Raw genomic sequence first — 23,774 nt, forward strand, 5'->3', positions numbered from 1 at the left:
CGCCGTGTTTTTATCGCCTTCCCTCATCGTCCATCTCACGGTGTGCGCATGAATGCTGCCATGCACAATCTTCTCGACCCCCTGAGCCTGTCGGCGGTGGCGCTCGATGTGCTGGCCGTGCAGCGAGGGTCGGTGCAGGGCCTGGAGGCGCGTCAGCGTTTGCGGCTTGCGCACGTGCTCGATGCCGCGTTGCGTGGCTCGCGCCTGTACCGGGAGCACTGGCCCCGCGGTGCAACGGCTGCTACGCCCTTGGCTGCGCTGCCCATGGTCTCGCGCGGGCAGTTGATGGGGAGCTTTGCCGACTGGGTGACCGACCCGCAACTGGAGCTCGCGGCGCTGCGCGCGTTCACGGCCGACCCGCAGCGTATTGCGGAGCCTTGGCTCGGGCGCTACCTGGTGTGGGAGAGCTCGGGCACCAGCGGCGAGCCCGGCATCTTCGTGCAGGACGCGCAGGCGATGGCGGTGTACGACGCGCTCGAAGCCCTGCGCCGCGCGCCACCGCAGGCGCTGCGGCGCTGGTTCGACCCGTGGTATCTGAGCGAGCGCAGCGCCTTCATCGGCGCCACGAGCGGACATTTTGCGAGCTATGTGTCGTTTCGGCGCCTGTGCGCGCTCAACCCCTGGCTCGCGGCCAGCATGCGCAGCTTTTCCATTCAGCAGCCATTGGCTGAACTGGTGTGCGCGCTCAACGATTTCGCGCCCACGGTGCTCGCCACCTACCCCACGGTGGCGAGCGTGCTGGCCGACGAGGCCGAGCAGGGCCGCTTGCGTATTGCGCCGCGCGAAATCTGGCTTGGCGGTGAAACCCTGGGCGCTGCAGCACGCGCGCACATTACCGAGGCCTTGGGCGGCGCGGTGCGCTGCAGCTACGGCGCCTCGGAATTCCTCTCCATGGCCTGGGAGTGCGCGCACGGGCAACTGCACTTGAATGCCGACTGGGTGATCCTGGAGCCGGTGGACGAGCGCTTCCGTCCCGTGCCTGCGGGCCAGCCCTCGTGCAGCGTGCTGCTGACCAATTTGGCGAACCGCGTGCAGCCGCTGGTTCGCTGCGACCTCGGCGACCAGGTCACGCTGCATGCCGAGCCCTGCGCCTGCGGCTCGCCGCTGCCCGCGCTCACGGTGCAGGGGCGCCAGGACGAGCCGCTGGTCATGGCAGGGCGCGACGGCCAGCCCGTGACCTTGCTGCCGATGGCGGTTTCCACCGTGCTCGAAGAAGAGGCCGGGGTGTTCGACTTTCATCTGCGCCAGCAGGACGCGCACACGCTGGTGCTGCGCCTCGGGCTGCAGGGTGCGGACGGACAGGCCGCGCTGGCACGCTGCAGCGCTGCGCTCGAGGCCTTTGCGGCAGCGCAAGGCGTGGAGCGGCTGCGCGTGCGCGGCCAATTGGGCCAAGCCATGCCGCGCGGGCGCAGTGGCAAGGCTTGCCGCATCGTCGCGTGCGCAACGCCGCGAAAGGTGCCGGGTGCAGCCGCCATGCCCGGCGCTACCGACGGCGGTCAGCCGGCGCGTTGAGCCAGCGGGGGTTGCGCTGGTGCATCCAACAGCATGAAGCGGTTGCGTCCCGCCTGTTTGCCTGCGTACATGGCCTGGTCGGCGCGCTGCAGCGCGGAACTCAGGTCGTCCTCGTCCTGCACCTGCGTCAGACCGATCGTGACGCTGAGGGCCAGGGGCTCTTGTTGCGACAGTGGCATCAGTGCGGTGCGCACCGCTTCGAGCAGCCTTTGCGCGGCGTGCTGGGCATCTTCGGCGCTGTGCGTCTGCAGCAGGACGACGAATTCCTCGCCGCCGAAGCGGTAAATCGGCTCATTGCCTCGCATGTTTTTCCGCAGCGTGCGCGCCAGATGGCGCAGCGCCTGATCGCCCACCTGGTGGCCGAGGCGGTCATTGACGGCTTTGAAATGGTCGGCGTCAATCATCGCCAGGTAAAAAAACGCTTGGTTGCGCCGGCAGGCTTTCTGGAAGTCGGAAAAATCGTGTTCCAGACCGTGGCGCAGCGGCAATCCGGTGAGCGGATCGTGCCGGATCGCTTCGGTGACGAGCCGTCCCTTGAGCGCCGTCAGCAGGCGCATCAGTTCGTCCTGCGCCTGCTCGAAGGCGTCCACCTGCGCGGCAGAGACCGCTTGCCCTGTCTGTGCCTGCTCCATGATGGCGCGGATCGCATCGTGCATGCGGTGGTGCGCGGCTTCCAGTGCTTTCGCCTTGTGTGCGTTGATGCCCTGGAGCATGCCCGCGTGCGAGCGCAGCCATAGTCCGAGCTGGCAAACTTCGTGCGCCGCCGGGTCCAGCACGTCCGCCCCAGGTACGGTATGTGTCAGGGCGCTGCGCAAAACCTGTCGTCCCCAGGCGAGGTGCGCGTTGAGTGCCTCGTCGAGCGCGCGGATCATGGGTTCGTATTCGAGATGCATAGATGCGGTGCGAGTGCTTGTTGTTGTTCAGCCTTGCAAGGCTGCGCGCAGGGCCTGGGCATCGTGTGGACGCACGACACGCGCCAGCTCGCTCCCCGCACGCAGATAAATCAGCGTGGGCCAGAGCTTAACGCCGAAGCTGCGCCCCAGCGGCTGGCCGCGCCCGTCCTCGATCTTCAGGTGCTCGACCTCCGGGTGTTCTTGCAACACTTCTTCGATCAGGGGCTGGGCCGCCTGGCAGTGGCCGCACCAGGGGGCACCGAATTCGAGCAGCACGGGGCAGGGCAACGCATCGACCTCTGTGCGCGTCGGGGGGTGGGGCATATGGCGAGCGCTGTAAGGCATTTCATTTCCTCCTCTTTTTTGCATCGTGAACTGTTGGCAAATGTTTTTCCTTGATTCAGGTCATATCCATGAAGCCTGAACGCCTGGGTTTTCCCTTCGGGGACAGGTCATGGACGCCTTCAATCTCAGGGGATAGGCCCGCAGGGACTTGTGGCGCGAGCTCGAGCGCGTGCAGCTCGGCCACGGTGTTGGCATTGGCAAATGCGCGCGGGGTGTCGCCGGGCTGGTCGAAGGGCACGAGGGCGCAATGCTGGCGCTCGGTCCAGGCTGCGATCTTGCGGCCGCCGCTGCGTATGTAGTCTTCCAGGCTGGAGCGCAGGCGCGTGGGCAGCAGGCAGAACACGGGCTGGGCGCGCAGGCGGGGCGCGGTGGGGCTGCCACCCGCCGGCAGTTCGGGTGCCGCGGCCATGGCCATGTCCGCACCCGTGCGCGCGAGCGCTGCAACCATGCGCGCCGCGAGATCGGTGGGAAACAGCGGCGTGTCACAGGGCACGGTGAGCAGCCAGGGCGTGCGGCAATGCGCGAGGCCGCTCAGGAACCCCGCAAGGGGGCCGGTGTGATCGGGCTGGCCAACCGGCCGGGCATCGGGCCAGACCGGCACGCCGAACGCGGCGTAGGCATCGAGGTTGCGGTTGGCGCTGAGCATGCATGCGCCCACCTGCGGCTGCAGGCGCCGCAGCGCATGCAGCGCCAGCGGAACGCCGCGAAAGGGCTGCAAGCCCTTGTCCAGCCCGCCCATGCGTGCCCCCTGGCCGCCCGCGAGTACCAGGCCGGTAATGTCCGAAGTTTGAATTTCCATGGCGCGCTTGTGTGGGTTGCATGGGCGATGGAGGCGCCTTCTGCTCTGAGAGGCGGCGCACCGCCTCTCAGCCGCCGATATAACTCATCTCGACACGCCGTGCACCTTGGGCTGGTGCGGCTGGCAAGGTGCTGCGCAGTTCAGAGTAGCGCGCGGTGCGGCCTTGCCAGATGGCCGCGATGGCCGCGGCGATGGCGCCGTCGTCGGCGCCCGAGCGCAGCAGGCTGCGCAAGTCCCAGCCTTCGTGGGCAAACAGGCACAGGAAAAGCTGGCCTTCGGTGGACAGGCGTGCGCGGTTGCAGTCGCGGCAGAAGGCGTGCGTGACGCTGCTGATGAGGCCGATCTCGCCCAGCGCCGGGTCGTGGCGACCTTGCGCGTCGGCATAGCCCCAGCGCTCGGCGGTTTCGCCGGGGGCGCTTGGTGCCAATGGCACCAGCGAAAATTCGGCGCGCAGGCGTGCGAGCAATTCGTCGGACGGCAGCACTTCGTCCATGCGCCAGCCGTTGCTGTTGCCCACGTCCATGTATTCGATGAAGCGCAGCGTGATGCCGCTGCCGCGGAAGTGCCGCGCCATGGGCAGGATTTGCGGGTCGTTGGTGCCGCGCTTGACCACCATGTTGACCTTGATGCGCGCAAACCCCGCCTGCTGCGCGGCGGCGATGCCTGCAAGCACTTCGGCCACGGGAAAGTCCACGTCGTTCATGCGCCGGAACACGGCATCGTCGAGTGCGTCCAGGCTCACGGTGAGGCGGTCAAGCCCCGCGTCCTTCAGCGCCTGCGCCTTGCGTGCGAGCAGCGCGCCGTTCGTGGTCAGGGTGACTTCGGGTGCGCGGCCATCGACGGTGAGCAGCGCGGCGAGCTGGGCGACGAGCGCTTCAATGTCCTTGCGCAGCAGCGGCTCGCCGCCCGTGAGGCGGATCTTGCGCACGCCGTGCGCGAGGAACAGGCGCGCGAGGCGCGTGATCTCCTCGAAGCGCAGCAGTGCGCTGTGCGGCAGGTAGGGGTAGTCCTTGCCGAACACCTCTTTGGGCATGCAGTAGCCGCAGCGGAAATTGCAGCGATCGGTGACGCTGATGCGCAGGTCGCGCAGCGGGCGGCCCAGGGCATCGTGCAACACGCCCGTCGGTGCGGCGGGGGAGGGTGGAATGGTGGCAGGCCGTGCTCTGCGGCGCCAATCGAGCACGGGAATGGTGCGTTCTGGCATGGCAGGGATTATCGTGACCGCAGGCGCGCCGGCCGCCCCCATGCTATTCTGCCGATAGGGTTATGCCTGTGCGCTTCCTTGCTATCGGTGCGTTGCTGCCGGTGCATGACTGCGGCGCTTCTTCACTTCCCCTTGAGGGCATTCGATGTCCGCTCCTTCTTCGCCCCAGTCCCCTCCCGAACCGACTGCGCCGCGCGCGCGGCTGCACCCCGACGTGCTCAAGCTCGGCTTCGTGAGTTTTCTCACCGACGTGAGTTCGGAGATGATTTTTTCGGTGTTTGCGGTGTTTTTCACCACCGTGGCCGGGGCCTCGAGCGCGCTGCTCGGGTTGATCGAGGGGCTCGCAGATTTTTCGGCCTCCTCGCTCAACTACCTCTCGGGCTGGCTGTCGGACCGCAGCGGGCAGCGCAAGTGGTTTGCAGCGGCGGGCTATGCCTTTTCCACGCTTGCGAAGATGATTTTGCTCGTGACTTCGTCCGTCACGGGGCTGGCGGTGTTTCGCGTCGTCGAGCGTCTGGGCAAGGGCTTTCGCGGGCCGCCGCGCGATGCCTGGCTGTCTTCGATCGCCGCGGCGGACAAGCGCGGCTACGCTTTTGGCGTGCACAAGGCGCTCGACAAGGCCGGCGCGGTGCTCGGGCCGCTGCTGGCCTACGCGCTGCTGAGCTGGCTGGGCGAATCGGCGCACACCTACCACATTTTGTTCTGGGCGGCGTTCGTGCCGGCGGTGCTCAGCGTGCTGGTGCTCACGCGCGTGCCTGATCAGCGTGGCGTGCCGCATGCGCGCGAGGGTTTGCGCCAGAACTGGCACCAGCTGAGCCCCGGCTTCAAGCGCTTTCTGGTGCCGGCGGGGGTGTTTGCGCTCGCGTATTTCAGCCTAGGCTTCTTTTTGCTCAAGGCCCATGCACTGGGTTTTGGCATGCGCGACGTGGTGCTGCTTTACGCACTGTTCAACGTCACCTGCGTGCTGGCCGCCCCGTTCATGGGCCGGCTCGGCGACCTGGTGGGGCGCAGCCGGGTGGTGCTGTTGGGGTATGCGCTGTACGCCCTCGTGAACCTGTGGATGATCGTGGTGTCCAGCCGCTGGGAGATGGCGGCGGCGATGGCCGTGTACGGCTTGTTTTATGCCGTGGAAGAGTCGCAGAGCAAGGCCTTTATCGCCGACCTCGAACCCGAGCGTCGTGCCACGGCGATGGGCATCTACAACTCGGTCACGGGCGTGCTGTACCTGCCGGCTTCGCTCGTGGCCGGCGCGCTCTGGGCGCTGGCGCCGTCCTGGGCGTTTGGCGTGGCGGCGCTGCTGTCGCTGGCGGCCATGGGGGTTTTTGTGCGCATGCGTCCGGCGGCAGTGGCTGCAGACGGGCGTGGGTAATAGGCTGCGTCAGACCATGGGGTGCAGGGCGGAGCCAGTATGAGGAAAGAGGGCCTATGGCAGGGTGCGCTGCTGGCCTTGCTCGCGGCGGTATTGTTCGGGGCGAGCACGCCGCTGGTGCAGCGCCTGGGGCGGGACATAGGCGCTTTTGGCACGGCAGCATGCCTGTATGCCGGCGCGGCCCTGTTGGGCTTGGCGCTGCGCCAGCCCGTGGAGAAAGAGGCGCGGTTGCGCCGTGCGGACCTGCCCCGTCTGCTGGCCATGGCCGGTTTCGGAGCGGTGCTGGGGCCGGTGGCGCTTGCCTGGGGCTTGCAGCGCACCAGCGGCGCCAGTGCTTCCTTGATGCTCACGCTCGAGGCCTTGTTTACCGCGCTGCTGGCCTGGGTGTTGTACCGCGAAAGCCTGGGCCGCCGCGCCGGCGCCGCCATGGCCCTGCTGCTGGCCGGGGGCGCGCTGCTGGTGTTCGACCAGGGACTGCAGGGCCGCGCGCAGGTGGCGGGCTTGCTGGCCGTGCTGCTGGCCACCGTGGCCTGGGGGGTGGACAACAGCTTGTCGCGTGCGCTGGCGCAACGCGACCCTGCGCAGGTGGTGTGGTGCAAGGCCGCCCTGGGGGCCACAGCTTCGGCCGCGCTGGCCTGGGCCAGGCATGAACCCTGGCCCGCGCCAGGCGTGGCCCTGGGGCTGCTGGCCGTGGGGGCCACGGGCTATGGGTTGAGCCTGCGCTTTTACCTGCTGGCGCAGCGTGCTTTCGGTGCGGCGCGCACCGCTTCGGTGTTTGCCTTTGCGCCCTTCATCGGCGCGCTGTGGGCCTGGGCCTGGGGGGAGCGCGCCGTGGGCGGGCTGGCTGTGCCGGGTGGGCTGCTGATGGGGTTGGGTGTGGTGCTGCACCTGACCGAGCGCCATGCGCATTGGCATGTGCATGAGGCGCTGGAGCACGAGCATGCGCACCGGCACGACGACGGTCACCACGCGCACGCGCACGAGCCCATGCCGCAGGGCAGCCACAGCCACTGGCACCAGCATGCCCCCACGGCGCACCGCCATGCGCATGCGCCGGACCTGCACCACACGCACCGGCACGAGGGGGAGCGCTGACGGATGAACTGTGTAGCCCATGGACATGCCGGAGGCACCACCGCAGCGCGTGCACCATGCACAATCCGGGTTTGGCCACTCACCTCTTGCACCCCATGTTGATCACCCCCGAAGACGATTCCGAAGACTCGTTGCACACGCCCGAAGAGCGCGCGGCGGCGGCGGCGCGCAGCACCTGGGTCAGTGTGGCGGTCAATCTGGTGCTCACGACGGTGCAGATCGTCGTGGGTATTCTGTCCAAGTCGCAGGGCTTGGTGGCGGACGGCATTCATTCGCTGTCCGACCTCGTGGCCGACTTCGTGGTGCTGCTGGCGAACCACCATGCCAAAAAAGATGCCGATGCCGACCACCCCTACGGCCACCAGCGCTTCGAGACGGCGGCCTCGCTGGCACTGGGGCTGCTGCTGCTGGGCGTGGGCCTGGGCATGCTGTGGGCGGCACTGACCAAGCTCGAAAATCCACACGAGTTGCCGCAGGTGCACGTGGTGGCGCTGTGGGTTGCGGGCGCGGCCTTGCTCGGCAAGGAACTGTTGTTCCGCTACATGCTCGCCGTGGCCAAGCGGGTGAAGTCGAGCATGCTGGTGGCCAACGCCTGGCATGCGCGCTCGGATGCGGCGTCTTCGCTGGTGGTGGGCATAGGTATTGCGGGCAATCTGGCGGGCTACCCGCTGCTCGATCCGATCGCGGCGCTGATCGTGGGCCTCATGGTGGCGCGCATGGGCTGGAATTTTTCCTGGGATGCGCTGCACGACCTGATGGATCGCGCCGCAGACGAACAGGAGGTGCAGGCGATCCGCCAGACCTTGCTCGAGACGCCTGGCGTGCGCGGCGTACACGACGTGCGCACGCGCAAGATGGGCGACATGATGCTGGTCGATGCGCACCTGGAAGTCGGCGCGAGCCTGAGCGTGGAGGCGGGGCACGACATCGCCGTCGAGGCCCGGCGCCGCGTGCTGCAGCGCCATCGCGTGCTCAACCTCATGAGCCACATCGACCCCTGGAGCCGGCCAGACCTGGACCATGCCCCGCTGCCCCGCATTGCCGAGGGCGGGCGCGATCAGGTGCCCGGCTGAGCCTGTCAGCGGCTGACGCGGCGGCCTTGCCAGAGCCGGCTCACCCGGCGCAACAGTTCGAGCCAGGCCAGGCACAGTGCCAGCAGGGCAGCGCCGGCCAGCCATCCTTGCGTGCCCGGCAGGGCCAGCCCCATGAGCTCGCGCAGCCACGGGACGCCCAGCACCGCGAGCAGCAACAGCCCCATTGCCCCGGCCATGCGCCGCAGCCAGGGGTTGGGGTCGGTAATGCCATGCCAGGGCGGATGCGCGAGGTCGCGGTTTGCCAGAATCAATAGCATCACGACCAGCACCAGCGTGCAGAACACCACGGCGCGGCCCTGCGCGGCGCTCCAGCCCGCGGCCACCAGCCAGGCTTGCCCGGCCAGCAGTGCGGCGCCCATGCCCACGCCTTGCGCGGCGCCGAGCAGCAGCGGTGCGGCGGCAAAGGGTGAATCCGTAACGGGCCGCGGCGGGCGCTGCATCAGGTCCTCGTCTTCGGGTTCGGCCTCGAAGACGATGGAGCAGATCGGGTCGATCAGCAGTTCCAGCAGCACGATATGCACGGGCAGTAGCAGCACTGGCCAGTGCAACAGCGTGGGTACGAGCGCCAGCGCAATGATGGGAACATGCACGGCAAAGACGAAGCGCGTGGCCTTGCGGATGTTGTCGTCTATGCGCCGCCCCTGGCGGATTGCCGCGACGATGCGGGCAAAGCTGTCGTCGAGCAGCACCAGCGCGGCGGCCTCGCGCGCCACGTCGGTGCCACGCTCGCCCATGGCGATGCCCACGTCCGCCGCCTTGAGCGCTGGCGCATCGTTGACGCCATCGCCGGTCATGGCCACGACCTCGCCGTCCGCGCGCAGCGCTTGTACCAGGCGCAGCTTGTGCTGCGGCTTGAGGCGTGCGCACAAGTCCACGTGCTGCAGGCGCGCGCGCAAGGCGGCATCGTCGAGCGCCTCGATCTCGGCGCCGGTGATGACGTCGGGGCGCTCCGACAAGCCCACTTGCTGCGCAATGGCTCGCGCCGTCGCGGGGTGGTCGCCCGTCATCATGATCACGCGCACGCCGGCGGCGCGGCATTCGGCCAGCGCGGCAGGGACGTCGGCGCGCGGCGGGTCTGCCAGTGCCACCAGGCCCAGAAATTCGAATTCGAAGTTGTGCTGGCTCGCCGGCCAGGGCGGCGAGCCGTCTGCCGCAGACGCGGTATCCGTATCCGTCCAGCGTCCGCGCGCTACGCCCAGCACGCGCAGCCCGCGCTCGGCCATGGCCTGCGTCTGGCGCTGGATGGCTTCGCGCTGCGCAGGTGCCAAGTGGCACAGATCGGCAACGGCCTCGGGCGCGCCCTTGGTGGCGAGCAGGTGCTGCGCCGGGGCGCTGCTCTCATAGACGCGCGTCATGGCCAGGATTTCGCCCGAGAGCGCGTACTCGAACTCGGGCTCGCGCCCATCGTGCACGTGCTCGGTGCCCGCGAGCCAGTGGTGGCCGAAAGCCTGGATGGCTTTTTCCATGGGATCGAACGGATCGCCCGGCGTGGCCAGCATGGCAAATTCGGTCAGCGGGTGAAATGGCTCAGGCAGGCTTTGCGCCCCTTCGGGGCGGAAATGCGCCTCGGGGGTGGCGAGCTCGGCCACGGCCATGCGGTTGACGGTGAGGGTGCCGGTCTTGTCCACAGCGAGCACGGTGATCGCGCCCAGCGCCTCGACCGCGGACACACGCCGCGTCAGCACCTTTTGCTGTGCGATGCGCCAGGCGCCGAGCGCGAGGAACACGGTCAGGATCACGGGGATTTCTTCGGGCAGGATGGCCATGGAGAGCGCGATGCCGGACAGCAGGCTTTCGAGCAAGGGCCTGCCATCCCACCACCAGCCCAGCAGCACCTGGGCCACGGCCAGCAGGCTTGCCAGCAGGCCGATGCGACGCACCAGGGTGCGCGAATCCCGTTGCAGCGCCGAAGGCGGCTCGACGGTCGCGGCCAGGTCGGCGCCTATGCGCCCCACGGCCGTCTTGGCCGCCGTGGCGCAGACCTGGGCGATGCCTATGCCGCGCGTCACGACGGTGCTGGCGTACAACTGCTGCGCTTCCTCGTCCTGCGCACTGGCGTTGGCGTTGGCCGAGCCGGGTGTGCCCGGGCGCGGCAGCTTGGCCACGGGGACGGATTCGCCCGTGAGCAGCGATTCATCGACCTCGAGCTGGCCATCCAGCAGCATGGCATCGGCGGCAATGCGGTCGCCTTCGTGCAGTACCAGCAGGTCGCCGCACACCACGTCGCGGCCGGGGATGCGCTGCTCCTTCCCGTCGCGCAGTACCAGCGCACGCGGTGCCGACAGGTCGCGCAGTGATTCGAGCGCGCGTTGCGTGCGCCGCTCCTGCACCAGCGTGATGCCGATGACCACGAACACGAAGCCCAGCAGGAACATGGCTTCGCCCCGGTCGCCCAGCGCCAGATAGATGCCACCCGCAGCCAGCAGCATCAGGAACATGGGTTCGGTCAGCACCTCGCGCACGATCGCCCAGATGGACTTGGGCGCACTGCCAGGCAACAGGTTGGGGCCGTCGGCGGCCAGGCGGCGCGCTGCTTCGGTGCTGCTCAGACCACCTGGAAAGGACGATGTGTCAGGGGTAGCGCTGGCGGCGCCAGCAGTTGCAGGAGTGGGGGATGCGTGGCTCTGGGTGGAAGGCATGGCAACTCCGGCGCGTTGGGACGCTTATTGCAACTCTAGCAGCAGCTCCCAAGGAGTTTTTTGCCAGGCCAGGGCTTCCTCGCGCAGCAAATAGGCCGATTGCGGGTAGGCGGTAGTCCAGCCGGGACGGGTGCTGAGGTGGTGGCTGGCGCTGTGCGCTTGCAGTGTCAATCCGAGCATGTCCGGCTCCCGGCGTGCATGGCACAGCGCCACGGCCAGCCGCAGACACAGCAGTTGGCGGGCGAGGTTGGGGTCATTGTGCAGTTCGGCCTCGATTTTGCGCACCTTGCCGCGCTGCCCCAACACCAGCAGGCCCAGCCGGTGCAGCTCGGGCACGGTGAAGCCAGGCACGTCGGTGTTGTCCAGGATGTAGGCGCCGTGCCGGTGCGCTTCACTGTGCGAGATCAGGCTGCCGATTTCATGCAGGTGTGCGGCCCATTCGAGCTCGCGCGCTGCGCCGGCGTGGTCCTCGGGCATCGCCTGGACGAAAAGCGCCTGAGCCGTGCGTGCCACGCGCTCGGCCTGGGCGGCATCCACGGCGAAGCGCTGCATCAGTCCCCGTACCGTGGTGTCGCGCAAATCGGTGTCGGGTTGTTCGCGGTCTAGCAGGTCATACAGCGCTCCTTGGCGCAGCGCGCCCTGCGCCACCTGCATCTGTTCGATCTGCAGCAGTTCGAAAATGGCCCTGAGCACGCTGAGGCCACCGCCAATCACGGCCCGGCGGTCGTCCTTGAGCCCGTCGAGGCGCACGCGGTCGGCACTCTGCGCGCGCAGCAGGCGCTCGTGCAGCCAGTGCAGTCCATCGAGGGTCACGACGTCGGCGGGGCAGACATTGGCCAGCATCAGAATGTCACTTATGGCGCCTACCGTTCCCGAAGAACCGTAGGCAACGCTCCAGGCGCCCGGGTGGAAGGTGTCCAGCGCTTCGTCGAGCACGGCCTTGGCGGCAATTTCTGCGGCCAGGAAAGCCTCGGGTGTGAAAGCGCCGTCGGCAAAGTAGCGCATGGACCAAGCGACGCTGCCCACACGAAACGATGCCATGGCGTGGGGCGTGAATTGCTGGCCAATGATGAACTCGGTGGAGCGCCCGCCGATGTCCACCACGAGCCGGCGCTCATCGGACTGCGGCAGCAGACGCGAGACGCCTTGGTAGATCAGCCGCGCCTCTTCGGGGCCGGAGATGACTTCTATAGGGTAGCCGAGGATTTCGCGCGCGTGCGCCAAGAATTCCTGCCGGTTGCGCGCTTCACGCAGCGTCTGCGTGGCCACGGCACGCACTTGCGAGGGCGCAAAATCTGCCAGGCGTTCGCCAAACCGTGCCAGGCAATCCCAGCCGCGCTGCATGGATTCGGGCGTGAGGTTGCGGTTTTCATCGAGACCGCTGCCCAGACGGACGGTTTCTTTGCGGTATTCGGTGCGCTGGATGTGGCCGTAAGCGAAGCGGCCGATTTCGAGACGAAAGCTGTTGGAGCCGAGATCCACAGCTGCGAGCAATGTTCCGTTGTGCATTTTCTTGCGCAGGTCGCGCCAATTCCAGCCGGGAAGCTTAACAGACAGAAAAAGCCTGCAGACACCTTGGCCTGGGCTGCGCATGTGCAATCTATGCTAGGTTTCGTTTGTGACAAAAACGTGACGAATAAAACAGGCTGCGCATAATGGATTTGCTGAGGTCATGGAACTGTCATAAAGCGCAACTACATTCATGCCTCTCTACTCACTCTCAAGAGGTCTTTCCATGAAGATGTCCTTGTCTCGTGTTTTGGCGGCTGGCGTTGCAGCTGCTGGTATGTTTTCTGCCGCCTATGCGCAGGAAGTGAAGGAAATTACCGGTGCGGGCGCAAGCTTCCCGGCCCCGTTGTATTCCAAGTGGGCGGCCGATTACTACAAGGCGACGGGCGTGAAGGTCAACTACCAGTCTGTGGGTTCTGGCGCCGGGATCAAGCAGATCGATGCCAAGACCGTGGCTTTTGGCGCGTCCGACATGCCCTTGAAAGAGGATGAGCTCGAGAAAAAGGGCCTGGTGCAGTTCCCGACCGTGATCGGTGGCGTGGTTCCCGTGGTCAACATCAAGGGCATGGAGCCCGGCAAGCTCAAGCTCAACGGGCAGGTGCTCGGTGACATTTATCTGGGCAAGATCACCAAGTGGAACGATCCTGCCATCGTGGCGTTGAACCCCGGAGTGGGGCTTCCTGATGCGGCCATTTCGCCGGTGCGCCGTGCCGATGGTTCGGGCACCACGTTCGTGTTCACCAACTACCTCTCCAAGGTCAACGCTGAGTGGAAGAGCAAGGTGGGTGAGGGCACTGCAGTGAACTGGCCCGTGGGCGCGGGTGGCAAGGGCAATGAAGGCGTCGCCGCCTTCGTGGGACGCCTGCCGAATTCGATCGGCTACGTCGAGTACGCCTATGTCAAGCAAAACAAGATGGCCTATGTGCAGATGCAGAACGCTGCCGGCCGCTTCGTCTCGCCCGACGACGATGCCTTCAAGGCTGCCGCTGCCGGCGCAGTGTGGCCCAAGAGCTTTTACCTGATCTTGACGAACCAGCCTGGCAACGCCACCTGGCCGATCACGAACCCCACGTTCATCCTGATGCACAAGGCGCAGGAAAAGCCTGCCGAAGCCACTGCGTCGCTCAAGTTCTTTGAGTGGACGTACAAAAATGGCGACAAGACGGCCACGGATCTGGACTATGTCCCGCTGCCCGCGAGCGTGAAGGACATGGTCGTGAAGTCTTGGGCTGAAATCAAGGATGCCTCGGGTCATCCGATCGCGTTGAAGTGATCCATGGGCGGGGCCGTTTAGCGTAGCTGGAGCGGCCCCGCCAGCTTTTGTCTTGCGAAGACAGGTTGTTTGGATCGGTTTTTGTTTTATGTCCAGAGGTTGCTGACGTGTCCACTACCTTACCTGTGAGCCAGGCGCCGTCCGCCAAAGCAGTGGCTGGCGCCGAACGCAGCACACCGCCGCCTCGTCCGCCGGCGATCTCGAATGTGCTGGCCGATCAGATTTTTGGCTGGCTCGCGCGTGCTGCCGCCACGCTGACCTTGCTGCTGCTGGTGGGTATTATGGTGTCGCTGGTAGTGGGGGCGTGGCCTTCCATCGCGCGCTACGGCCTGAGTTTTTTGGGGCGCAGCGTATGGGACCCGGTGCAGGACGAGTACGGCGGGCTGGTCATGATTTATGGCACGCTCGCGACCTCTTTCATCGCTTTGTTGATTGCGGTGCCCGTGAGTTTCGGCATCGCCTTGTTTTTGACGGAGCTGTCGCCTGCGTGGCTCAAGCGCCCTCTGGGCACGGCAATCGAGTTGCTGGCAGCGGTGCCGTCCATCGTGTATGGCATGTGGGGGCTGCTGGTGTTCGCCCCCGTTCTTTCGCGCTTCGTGCAGCAGCCGCTGCAGTCCCTGTTCCAGGGAGTGCCCTTCTTCGGAGATTTGGTGTCGGGGCCGCCCGTGGGGATAGGCATTTTGTCGGCCGGGATCATTCTGGCCATCATGATCATCCCTTTCATCGCATCCGTGATGCGCGATGTGTTCGAGGTGACGCCGCCCATGCTCAAGGAGTCTGCCTACGCGCTGGGCTCCACGACCTGGGAGGTGGTGTGGAAGGTTGTGCTGCCTTACACCAAGACTGGCGTGCTCGGCGGCATCATGCTGGGGCTGGGGCGCGCGCTGGGTGAAACCATGGCCGTGACCTTCGTTATCGGCAACATGAACCAGCTCAAGACTTTTTCGTTTTTCGAGGCTGCCAACAGCATCACCTCAGCGCTGGCCAACGAGTTCGCCGAAGCGGGCGAGGGGCTGCACCAGGCGTCGCTGATTTACCTTGGTTTGGTGCTGTTCTTCGTGACTTTTGTGGTGCTGGCGCTGTCCAAGGTCTTGCTGATGCGTCTGCAAAAAAATGAAGGAGCACGTACATGAGCACCGCAGCACAGCGCATGGCGCTCTATCGCAAACGCAAGGGCATCAATTATTTTGCCTTGACCTTGTCGCTGCTCGCGATGGCGTTCGGGGTATTTTGGCTGCTCTGGATATTGTGGGAGACCTTGCGGCTTGGCTTGGGCGGCTTCAGCCTGAGCTTGTTCACGCAAATGACCCCCCCGCCCAATGAAGATGGCGGTGGCTTGGCAAACGCGATCTTCGGGTCGTTCATGATGGTGCTGCTGGCGACCTTCGTTGGCACGCCCATAGGCATCATGGCGGGCGTGTTTCTGGCTGAGTATGACCGGGGTACGAGTTGGCTGGCTTCGGTCACGCGCTTCGTTAATGACATCTTGCTTTCCGCGCCCAGCATCGTCATCGGTCTTTTCGTCTATGCCGCGGTGGTGGCGCGCTTCAGGAGCTTTTCGGCCTATGCAGGGGTGTTCGCCTTGGCCCTGATCGTGATCCCCGTGGTGATTCGCACGACCGAAAACATGCTTTTGCTGGTGCCCTCCAGCCTGCGCGAGGCCGCCTATGCGCTGGGTACGCCCAAGTGGAAAGTCATCACCATGGTGACTCTGCGCGCGGCGCGCGCTGGCGTGATCACGGGCGTGCTGCTGGCAGTAGCGCGCATTGCGGGCGAGACGGCGCCGCTGCTGTTCACCTCGCTCAACAACCAGTTCTGGAGCGCCGACCTGTCCAAGCCCATGGCAAGCCTGCCCGTGACCATTTTCAAATTTGCCATGAGCCCCTATGAAAATTGGCAGCAGCTTGCCTGGGCTGGGGTGTTTTTGACCACGCTTGCGGTGCTGGGCCTCAACATCCTGGCCCGCGTGCTGACGCGCCAAAAGTGAACAAAGCAAGAAGGGATTTCAACGTGTCCATCGCATCTGCCGCCGCAGCTCCCGTAGCCGTCCGCCCCAAGCTCGCGGTGCGTGACCTGAATTTTTACTACGGCAAATTCCACGCCCTGAAAAACATCCAGCTGGATATTCCGGAACACAAGGTCACGGCCTTCATCGGGCCTTCGGGCTGTGGCAAGTCGACCTTGCTGCGCACATTCAATCGCATGTATGAGCTCTACCCGGAGCAGCGCGCGCAAGGGCAGATATTGCTCGACGGTGAAGACCTGCTCACCAGCAAACAGGATGTTGCCTTGCTGCGCGCCAAGGTGGGCATGGTGTTCCAAAAACCCACGCCGTTTCCCATGTCGATCTACGACAACATCGCCTTCGGCGTGAAGCTGTTCGAAAACCTCAGTGCCTCCGACATGGACGATCGCGTCGAATGGGCGCTGCGCAAGTCGGCGCTGTGGGGCGAAGTGAAGGACAAGCTCCAGCAAAGTGGCTCCAGCCTTTCGGGCGGGCAGCAGCAGCGCCTGTGCATCGCGCGCGGCATCGCGGTGAAGCCCGAAGTGTTGCTGCTCGACGAGCCCTGTTCGGCGCTCGACCCGATTTCCACGGGCAAAGTCGAGGAATTGATCACCGAATTCAAGGGCGAATACACGGTGGTGATCGTCACGCACAACATGCAGCAGGCGGCGCGTGTCAGCGATTACACGGCCTATATGTATCTCGGAGACCTGGTCGAGTTCGGCGAGACGGAACAGATGTTCTTCAAGCCCCAGCGCAAGGAGACCGAGGACTACATCACCGGCCGCTTCGGCTGAGGCAAGGAGACAAACCATGACAGAAAAGCATCTCTCGTCGCAATTCGACAACGAACTCAATACGGTGTCCGCGCGCCTCATGGAAATGGGCGGGCTCGTCGAGGCGCAGATTCGCCAGGCAATTTATGCGCTTTCGCAGTTCAATATCGATGCGGCACTGCAGGTGATGGCGATCGAGCACCGCGTCAACGCCATGGAGGTCGAGGTGGACCAGGAGTTGACTACCATCATCGCCCGGCGCCAGCCCACGGCGCGGGACTTGCGCCTGCTGATTGCCTTTTCCAAAGCCACGACCAATCTCGAGCGCATGGGCGATGAAGCCAACCGCATGGCGCGCATGGTCAAGTCCATCATAGAGAGCGGCGTCGCGCGCTCCTTGCCCGCGGGCGAACTGCGTGTGGCGGCTGATATGGCCGCGGGACAGTTGCGCAAGGTACTCGACGCGCTGGCCCGCCTTGACACCAAGGCGGCAATCGCCATTCTCAAAGAAGACGACCTGATCGATCAGGAGTTCGACGGCTTCGTGCGCAAGCTCATCACCTACATGATGGAAGACCCGCGCACGATCTCGCCCAGCCTCGACCTGCTGTTCCTGGCCAAGGCCATAGAGCGCATCGGCGATCACTGCAAGAACTTGGCCGAGTTGATCATCTATTTGGTGGAAGGCAAGGATGTGCGCCACAGGACCATGGACGAAATCGAATCCACCTTGATGCATTGAGTGAGAGTGCGGATGAAAAAAATGCCACAGGTCTTGATCGTCGAGGATGAGCCCGCCATTGCCGAGCTCATCGCGGTGAATCTGCGCCACAATGGTTTGCAGCCCATCTGGGCGGAAGATGGTGATTCGGCGCAGCGGGAGATCGATGCGGTGCTGCCCGACGTGATCCTGCTCGACTGGATGCTGCCAGGCCAAAGCGGGCTGGCCCTGGCGCGAAAGTGGCGAGCCGACAGCCGCAGCAAGTCCGTCCCCATCATCATGCTCACGGCGCGCGGCGACGAGCCTGACAAGGTCGCGGGGCTGGATGCCGGCGCCGACGACTACATCACCAAGCCCTTTTCCACGCAGGAGTTGCTCGCGCGCATCCGCGCCGTGCTGCGCCGCCGCGCGCCCGAGCAGGTCAACGACAGCGTGGCGCAGGGCGAACTGGTGCTCGACGCTGCCACGCACCGCGTGACCTACCAAGGGCGTGCGCTCAAGATCGGGCCGACAGAGTTCAAGCTGCTGCACTTTTTCATGAAGCATGCCGAGCGCGTGCACAGCCGGGCGCAGTTGCTCGACAAGGTGTGGGGCGACCATGTGTTCATCGAGGAGCGCACGGTCGACGTGCACGTCAAGCGCCTGCGCGAGGCCCTGGGCGCCGCCGGCGTGATGGTCGAGACCGTGCGCGGCGCGGGATACCGTTTCACGAGCCAGCCGCCGGCTTTGCTGCAGGCCTGAACGCTGCTCCTTCTTTCTCTCTTTCTTCGCGTCACGACCCCGGCATGTTTTCGCGTTCGGCGTATTTTTTGGTATTCCAACTGATCGGCGGTGCGATAGGCTGGTGGCAGGAAGGGGTGTGGGGGGCGCTGGTGGGGGCCGGGTTCGCCGCCTGGGGCTGGTTTGCGCTGGACCTGTGGCGCGGCACACGGGTGCTGCGGTGGCTGCGCATGGGTGATTTGTCTTCTGTGCCGCAGTTGCGCGGCATGTGGGGCGAGGCCGCCGATCGCGCGCGCCGTCTGCTGCGCCAAGCGCAGGCACAGGTCGGGAAAAGCCAGGCACGCCTGCAGGAGGTCCTGGCGGCGCTGCAGGCCACGCCCAACGGCGTCGTGCTGCTCGATGCCCAGGGGCGTATTGAATGGTGCAACCAGATTGCCGCAGCTTATTTCGGCCTCGATGTGCAGCGCGATCTCATGCAATTCATTGGCAATCTGGTGCGCGCCCCCGAATTCAGCGCCTATTGGACCGCGCAAGACTTCAGTCACGACGTGATCCTGCAAGGGCGCGACAGCACGCCTGCACATCCTGTGCGCCTTTCGGTGCAACTCTTTCCTTATGCCGATGGGCGCATGCTGCTGTTGGCGCGCGACGTGACGGCGCTCGAGCAGGCTGATGCGATGCGGCGTGACTTCGTGGCGAATGTGTCGCACGAAATGCGCACCCCTTTGACCGTGCTCTCGGGCTTCGTGGAGACTTTGCAGACGCTGCCCCTGAATGTGCAGGAGCGTGCGCGCTATCTGAGCATGATGGCGCAGCAGGCGACGCGCATGCAGCACGTGGTGGAAGACCTGCTGACGCTCTCGCGTCTGGAAGGCAGCCCCTTCCCCGGCCTGGGCGAATGGACGCCGGTGAAAACGCTGCTGCGGCGTTGTGAAGAAGAGGCCCGGGCCTTGTCCAGTCTGCTTACCAAGCACCAGCAGCGCCCGCATACCCTGCAATTCCCATCGGCGGACGTATTGCAGCAGGCAGGGGAGATCGCCGGGTCGCAGTCTGAACTGCAAAGTGCGCTGTCCAACCTTATCAGCAACGCCGTGCGCTACACCCCCGGGGGTGGCAGCATCACGGTCGAATGGTTGCCGCAAGACGATGGCACGGCGGTTTTCAGTGTGCGCGACACGGGCGTGGGCATTGCGCCCGAGCACATTCCGCGCATCACCGAGCGGTTTTACCGAGTCGATCGCAGCCGCTCGCGCGAAACGGGCGGCACGGGGCTGGGGCTGGCGATCGTCAAGCATGTGCTGCAGCGCCACGGCGCTGCGTTGCACATCACAAGCACGGTGGGCAAAGGCTCGACCTTTTCGGTCACCTTTCCGGCAAACCGTTTGCGTCCGGCCGCGCAGCCTGCGCTCGCCCATTGAGCGCGCGCCGCAGCAGCGCCAAAAACAGCGCCGCCACAAGCGCAAGCGCAAGCGCGCTCGTGGCCCAGAACGTGAGCGGTGAAGGCTGCGGTGCCCACTGCCCCACGAGCACCGTGAGCGCGTGGCGCACGATGAGGGCGCGCTCGCTCATGGCGCGACTGCGGTGGTATTTGTGATGCGGCGCAGCAGCAGCAGCGCATCGTCCTTGTCGGTCGGGCGCACGATGCGTGCGGCGAGCTGCCATTGGCGCCCATCAACGCCGTCTGTGTGTCGGGGCCAGTTGTCTGGATCGACCACGAGCCAGCGGCAGGCCGAGGCAGGCCGCGCGGCCTCGAGCTGCAGCCGCGTGTGGTATAGCAGCGCCGCGACCTGCGACCGGCCGACGCCGGCAACCTGCACGCAGCCCGGCGCCGTGCCGATGGCATGTACCAGGCGCTGCATCTGCGGCGCATAGCTGCGCGCGTAATCGAGCGCCGGCAGCCACACGGTGGTGAGCAGCAGCCAGCACAAGACAGTGCCGCCCGCGGGCAGCACCAGGCTTTTCCAGATCGGCGCGCGGTGGCGTGCCGCGCGCCACCACACGAGTGCGCACCAGCAAAAACTCGCGGCCAGCGCCAGCAGCAAGGGCAGCCAGGAAAATGCGGGCACGAAGCCCGGCACCAGCCGCGCGACGTTGGCCGCGGGCTTGGCGGGTACGCCGGTCTGCATGGCCACCCACACCACCCACAACGTGAGTGCCAGCGCGGTGAAAAAGAGCAGCGTGAACCAGTCGATCAACGCCGCCATCGCGCGCTTGAGCGTGGGCAGGGCAAAAGCGGCGAGCGCGGCCATGGCCGGCAGGCCCAGCAGCAGGCTGCGGTCGGCCGGTTGGGTGGTGAAGGTGGAGACCAGCGAAACCAGCACGAACCACAGCGGCAGCAGCAAATGCGGAGGGCCGGGCGTGTGCAAAAGTTGCTTGCGCCAACGCCACAGCGTCCACAAGGCCAATGGCCACGCGGGCCAGCCGAACCAGAGCAGCAACCGCAGCAGATTGCGCCAATCCTGCCAATCGAGCCAGGTGTCGCCCACGTTCCAATGCCACAGGTCCAATGCGGCCGCGAGCGCAGCGGCAAGCGCCGTGCAAGTGAATATGGCCAGGCTCCAGCGCTTGCGCAGCATGGATGCTTGTGGCAGAGCGTCGGCCGGTGCGCGCCACAAAAGTATCAGGCTGCCCAGCCCAAGCAGGACCGAAATGCCGGGCGCCCCCGAAAGGCTGAGTCCGCACAGGCCCATGCCAAAGCTGCCGAGCGCGATCCGGCGGCGGTAGGGCAGGGCCGCTGCGCCGTAAAACACCAGCGCGGTGCAGGCAAGCTGTACGAGGTAGCTGCTCGTCTCATGCGCCAGTTGCGCCAGCCCCAGGCAGGCGAGCAGTGCGAGCAGCGCGCCGTCGGCGATGGCGCGTGCATAGTCCGAGGGCTTGGCCTCGCCACCGAAGGCAAAGGCCACGGGCTGCGCCTGCGGGTTGCGGGCGAGGTAAACCACGCCCCGCCAGGTCGCGAGCAGCGTAAGTCCGAGCAGGGCAATGAAGGGCAGTCGCGCCGCCACGGCCGCATCGAGCCAGGGAGCGGCGACTTGGATCGCCCAGGCACCGAGCCAGTACGGCAGCAGCCCGTCGCTGGCAGCAGCAGGCAGGCCCAGCAGTTGCGGCGCGAACCAATCCGTGTGGCCGCGGGCGAGTTCGAGCATGTAGCCCAGCGACATCACATCCACGCTTTTCCACGGGTTGCGCCCGACGAAACCGCACGTGACGTACGCCAGGCACAGCAACAGCAAGGCCCAGCGCGGCAAGGGGCGCGCGGCGTCCTGGCTGACGATGGCGGGGTTGGGCGGGTTCACGGGGTCAGGAAAAGGTGGTGATGCGGGCAAGGAAAGGCGCTGCGTGTCGAGCGCCCTGAGCTGTCCCCGCGTGTGAAAAAAAGAAAAAGGCAGCGCGGTGGCCTAAGCTGCCGCGCTGCCTTGTTCGGTGGGGGCTGCAGGAGGGCGCGTTGCGCACAGCCTGCCGGGCGCTGGCCATGTCGGCATCCAGCCCCGAGCGACCGGGGAATTATTTCTTGGCGCCGGTCTTGCCGAAGCGGTTGCGGAACCTCTCGACGCGGCCGCCCATGTTGTCCACCGATTTTTGCGTGCCGGTGTAAAACGGGTGCGACTCGCTCGAGGTGTCGAGCTTGAAGAGCGGCAGTTCGCGGCCGTCGTCGGTCTTGGCGGTTTCCTTGGTGTTCACGCACGAGCGCGTGACGAACTTGAAGCCGTTGGATTGGTCCACGAACAGCACTTCGCGGTAGTTGGGGTGGATGCCTTCTTTCATGATCGTTCCTTGGATGGGTGCTGCGGCAGCCGCGCCTGACCCGGCGCAACCCCTGCACCGTGAGAATCGAGCGTACTTTCCGCCAGAAAAAGCCCTCTATTATCGCATACGGCCTTTTTGCGGGCTTCAGCCCTCAGCCGCCGCGGCGCATCATGTCGAAGAATTCGATGTTGTTCTTCGTGGCTTTCATGTTCTTGATCATGAGCTCCATGGACTCGATCTCGTCCATGTTGTAGAGGAACTGGCGCAGGATGCGTGTCTTTTGCAGGATTTCGGGCGGCAAGAGCAGCTCTTCGCGCCGCGTGCCGCTCTTGTTGAGCTCGATCGCCGGGAACACGCGCTTTTCATACAGGCGCCGGCTCAGGTGGATTTCGCAGTTGCCCGTGCCCTTGAATTCTTCAAAGATCACTTCGTCCATGCGGCTGCCGGTGTCGACCAGCGCGGTGGCGATGATGGTCAGGCTGCCGCCTTCCTCAACCTTGCGCGCCGCGCCGAAAAAGCGCTTGGGGCGGTGCAGCGCGTTCGCATCCACGCCGCCCGAGAGCACCTTGCCGCTAGAGGGCACGACGTTGTTGTAGGCGCGTGCCAGGCGCGTGATCGAGTCCAGCAGGATCACCACGTCTTTCTTGAGCTCGACCAGGCGCTTGGCGCGCTCGATCACCATCTCGGCCACGTGCACGTGGCGCGTGGCGGGCTCGTCGAAGGTCGAGGCGATGATCTCGCCCTTGACGGTGCGCTGCATTTCGGTGACTTCTTCGGGGCGTTCGTCGACCAGCAGCACCATCATGTGCACGTCGGGGTTGTTCGCGGTGATCGCGTGGGCGATGTGCTGCATCATCACCGTCTTGCCGCTCTTGGGCGGCGCGACGATCAGCGCGCGCTGGCCTTTGCCTATGGGCGCGATGATGTCGATGATGCGGCCGGTGATGTTTTCCTCGCTCTTGATGTCGCGCTCGAGCTTGAGCTGCTCTTTCGGAAAGAGCGGCGTGAGGTTCTCGAACATCACCTTGTGCTTGTTCTGCTCGGGCGGGCCGTCGTTGACCTTGTCGAGCTTGTTGAGCGCGAAGTAGCGCTCGCCCTCCTTGGGAATGCGCACTTCGCCCTCGATCATGTCGCCGGTGTGCAGGTTGAAGCGGCGCACCTGGCTGGGCGAGATGTAGATGTCGTCGGTGCTCGCGGTGTAGCTGGTGTCGGGGCTGCGCAGAAAGCCGAAGCCGTCGGGCAGGATTTCGAGCACGCCGTCGGCAAACACCTGCTCGCCGGTCTTGGCGCGCTTTTTGATGATGGCGAACATCAGCTCCTGCTTGCGCATGCGGCCGGTGTTTTCGATGCCAAGCTCTTCGGCTTGTGTCAGGACTTCAGACACGTGCAGTGCCTTGAGTTCATTGAGGTGCATGAAGGGGACTCCTGGCGGAGTGGCTGGGAAAGCGATGGGAAATAGGGGGCAGCGGCCCCGGCAAAGCGCGGTGTCGGCGCTGCGGGTCTGCCCGGAGGGTGAGCCCGGTGGGCTCGGGCCGGCTGCGCTGTGGGCCAGCCGAATGGGCGCTGATTATGACAGGAAAAACGCCCTCAGCGGGGCGCGCGGCAAAACGATGGCGGTGCGGCACTTGTCGCTGCCGCACCGCACAATGGAAACCAAAAAAGAAGGCTCAAGCGAGTTGCTCGTCGATGAAAGCCGTGAGCTGCGCCTTGGCCAGTGCGCCGACCTTGGTCGCGGCGAGCTGGCCGTTTTTGAACAGCATCAGCGTGGGGATGCCGCGGATGCCGAACTTGGCGGGGATGGCGCGGTTTTCATCGACGTTCATCTTGGCGATTTGCAGTTTGCCTTGGTAGCTGCTTGCGACTTCGTCGAGAATCGGGGCGATCATTTTGCAGGGGCCGCACCATTCGGCCCAGAAGTCCACCAGCACCGGCGTGGGGGACTGGAGCACGTCGGCTTCGAAGCTGCCGTCGGAGATGTGTTTGATGAGTTCGTTGGCCATAGAGATTCCTTGTTGCTGGGGCTTGCTAAGAGCCTATGGAAATAGGCTCTAAGTTGACTGGGGACATTTTGACAGA

22 protein-coding genes are annotated in these 23,774 nt (G+C 65.4%); 11 read left to right on the forward strand and 11 right to left on the reverse strand.

What is annotated here, in order from left to right; genetic code table 11:
* Positions 1-60 precede the first annotated feature (60 nt).
* Entirely contained in the window at positions 61-1,512 is a 1,452-nt protein-coding gene (locus tag PYV55_RS05040) for a phenylacetate--CoA ligase family protein (protein WP_275849594.1), read from the forward strand.
* Here PYV55_RS05040 and PYV55_RS05045 read toward each other — a convergent pair.
* The 4 genes from PYV55_RS05045 to moaA all read right to left on the reverse strand — a co-directional run bounded on the left by PYV55_RS05045 (position 1,497) and on the right by moaA (position 4,753).
* Positions 1,497-2,384 (reverse strand): diguanylate cyclase, encoded by an 888-nt coding sequence (locus tag PYV55_RS05045; RefSeq protein WP_275849595.1) that lies wholly within the window; start codon positions 2,382-2,384, stop codon positions 1,497-1,499. The two genes, PYV55_RS05040 and PYV55_RS05045, sit on opposite strands and share 16 nt — an antisense overlap.
* Before the next feature lie 48 nt (positions 2,385-2,432).
* Positions 2,433-2,750, reverse strand: coding sequence for a thioredoxin family protein (locus PYV55_RS05050; RefSeq protein WP_275849596.1), 318 nt, complete (start codon positions 2,748-2,750; stop codon positions 2,433-2,435).
* 55 nt (positions 2,751-2,805) lie between these two features.
* A complete protein-coding gene (gene mobA / locus PYV55_RS05055; protein WP_275849597.1) occupies positions 2,806-3,549 on the reverse strand; it encodes a molybdenum cofactor guanylyltransferase MobA in 744 nt (247 codons plus the stop codon).
* Positions 3,550-3,616: 67 nt separating this feature from the next.
* Positions 3,617-4,753 (reverse strand): GTP 3',8-cyclase MoaA, encoded by a 1,137-nt coding sequence (moaA, locus tag PYV55_RS05060; protein WP_275849598.1) that lies wholly within the window; start codon positions 4,751-4,753, stop codon positions 3,617-3,619.
* Between the two features lie 145 nt (positions 4,754-4,898).
* Here moaA and PYV55_RS05065 point away from each other — a divergent pair, with 145 nt between their 5' ends.
* The 3 genes from PYV55_RS05065 to PYV55_RS05075 all read left to right on the forward strand — a co-directional run bounded on the left by PYV55_RS05065 (position 4,899) and on the right by PYV55_RS05075 (position 8,290).
* A complete protein-coding gene (locus tag PYV55_RS05065) occupies positions 4,899-6,122 on the forward strand; it encodes an MFS transporter (protein WP_275849599.1) in 1,224 nt (407 codons plus the stop codon).
* Between the two features lie 39 nt (positions 6,123-6,161).
* Complete coding sequence (locus PYV55_RS05070; protein ID WP_275849600.1) at positions 6,162-7,217, forward strand: DMT family transporter; 1,056 nt, start codon at positions 6,162-6,164, stop codon at positions 7,215-7,217.
* Positions 7,218-7,312: 95 nt separating this feature from the next.
* Entirely contained in the window at positions 7,313-8,290 is a 978-nt protein-coding gene (locus tag PYV55_RS05075; RefSeq protein ID WP_275849601.1) for a cation diffusion facilitator family transporter, read from the forward strand.
* A gap of 5 nt (positions 8,291-8,295) precedes the next feature.
* On the opposite strand, the gene PYV55_RS05080 is transcribed toward PYV55_RS05075, so the two are convergent.
* Together PYV55_RS05080 and ppx are read right to left on the reverse strand one after the other, a co-directional pair.
* Positions 8,296-10,950 carry a cation-translocating P-type ATPase gene (locus PYV55_RS05080; protein ID WP_275849602.1) on the reverse strand — a complete coding sequence of 885 codons (2,655 nt, stop codon included), beginning with the start codon at positions 10,948-10,950 and terminating at the stop codon, positions 8,296-8,298.
* 24 nt (positions 10,951-10,974) lie between these two features.
* Positions 10,975-12,459 carry an exopolyphosphatase gene (ppx, locus tag PYV55_RS05085; RefSeq protein WP_275849603.1) on the reverse strand — a complete coding sequence of 495 codons (1,485 nt, stop codon included), beginning with the start codon at positions 12,457-12,459 and terminating at the stop codon, positions 10,975-10,977.
* 226 nt (positions 12,460-12,685) lie between these two features.
* On the opposite strand from ppx, the gene pstS reads away from it, so the two are divergent.
* From pstS to phoR, 7 genes are all read left to right on the forward strand, one after another.
* Positions 12,686-13,732 carry a phosphate ABC transporter substrate-binding protein PstS gene (gene pstS / locus PYV55_RS05090; protein ID WP_275849604.1) on the forward strand — a complete coding sequence of 349 codons (1,047 nt, stop codon included), beginning with the start codon at positions 12,686-12,688 and terminating at the stop codon, positions 13,730-13,732.
* A 152-nt stretch (positions 13,733-13,884) separates the two neighbouring features.
* Complete coding sequence (pstC, locus tag PYV55_RS05095) at positions 13,885-14,865, forward strand: phosphate ABC transporter permease PstC (RefSeq protein WP_275849878.1); 981 nt, start codon at positions 13,885-13,887, stop codon at positions 14,863-14,865.
* Complete coding sequence (pstA, locus tag PYV55_RS05100; protein WP_275849605.1) at positions 14,862-15,719, forward strand: phosphate ABC transporter permease PstA; 858 nt, start codon at positions 14,862-14,864, stop codon at positions 15,717-15,719. Before pstC ends, pstA begins: the two co-directional genes overlap by 4 nt.
* Before the next feature lie 29 nt (positions 15,720-15,748).
* Positions 15,749-16,534: a phosphate ABC transporter ATP-binding protein PstB gene (pstB, locus tag PYV55_RS05105; RefSeq protein WP_275849879.1), complete on the forward strand. Its 786-nt coding sequence runs from the start codon at positions 15,749-15,751 to the stop codon at positions 16,532-16,534.
* A gap of 16 nt (positions 16,535-16,550) precedes the next feature.
* Complete coding sequence (gene phoU / locus PYV55_RS05110; protein WP_275849606.1) at positions 16,551-17,255, forward strand: phosphate signaling complex protein PhoU; 705 nt, start codon at positions 16,551-16,553, stop codon at positions 17,253-17,255.
* Positions 17,256-17,267: 12 nt separating this feature from the next.
* Entirely contained in the window at positions 17,268-17,975 is a 708-nt protein-coding gene (gene phoB / locus PYV55_RS05115; RefSeq protein WP_275849607.1) for a phosphate regulon transcriptional regulator PhoB, read from the forward strand.
* 44 nt (positions 17,976-18,019) lie between these two features.
* Positions 18,020-19,372, forward strand: a complete 1,353-nt coding sequence (gene phoR / locus PYV55_RS05120) for a phosphate regulon sensor histidine kinase PhoR (RefSeq protein ID WP_275849608.1) — start codon at positions 18,020-18,022, stop codon at positions 19,370-19,372.
* Here phoR and PYV55_RS05125 read toward each other — a convergent pair.
* The 5 genes from PYV55_RS05125 to trxA form a co-directional block, all read right to left on the reverse strand.
* Positions 19,317-19,523, reverse strand: coding sequence for a hypothetical protein (locus tag PYV55_RS05125; protein ID WP_275849609.1), 207 nt, complete (start codon positions 19,521-19,523; stop codon positions 19,317-19,319). The genes phoR and PYV55_RS05125 overlap by 56 nt on opposite strands.
* Complete coding sequence (locus PYV55_RS05130; protein ID WP_275849610.1) at positions 19,520-21,247, reverse strand: hypothetical protein; 1,728 nt, start codon at positions 21,245-21,247, stop codon at positions 19,520-19,522. The genes PYV55_RS05125 and PYV55_RS05130 overlap by 4 nt, the downstream gene beginning before the upstream one ends.
* 208 nt (positions 21,248-21,455) lie before the next feature.
* Entirely contained in the window at positions 21,456-21,716 is a 261-nt protein-coding gene (locus PYV55_RS05135; protein WP_144729202.1) for a type B 50S ribosomal protein L31, read from the reverse strand.
* A gap of 133 nt (positions 21,717-21,849) precedes the next feature.
* Complete coding sequence (rho, locus tag PYV55_RS05140; RefSeq protein WP_275849611.1) at positions 21,850-23,112, reverse strand: transcription termination factor Rho; 1,263 nt, start codon at positions 23,110-23,112, stop codon at positions 21,850-21,852.
* A gap of 253 nt (positions 23,113-23,365) precedes the next feature.
* Positions 23,366-23,698 (reverse strand): thioredoxin TrxA, encoded by a 333-nt coding sequence (gene trxA, locus PYV55_RS05145; RefSeq protein ID WP_275849612.1) that lies wholly within the window; start codon positions 23,696-23,698, stop codon positions 23,366-23,368.
* Positions 23,699-23,774 lie beyond the last annotated feature (76 nt).

It is taken from the genome of Extensimonas soli (assembly GCF_029211265.1).
In the GTDB taxonomy this organism is placed as follows: domain Bacteria; phylum Pseudomonadota; class Gammaproteobacteria; order Burkholderiales; family Burkholderiaceae_C; genus Extensimonas; species Extensimonas soli.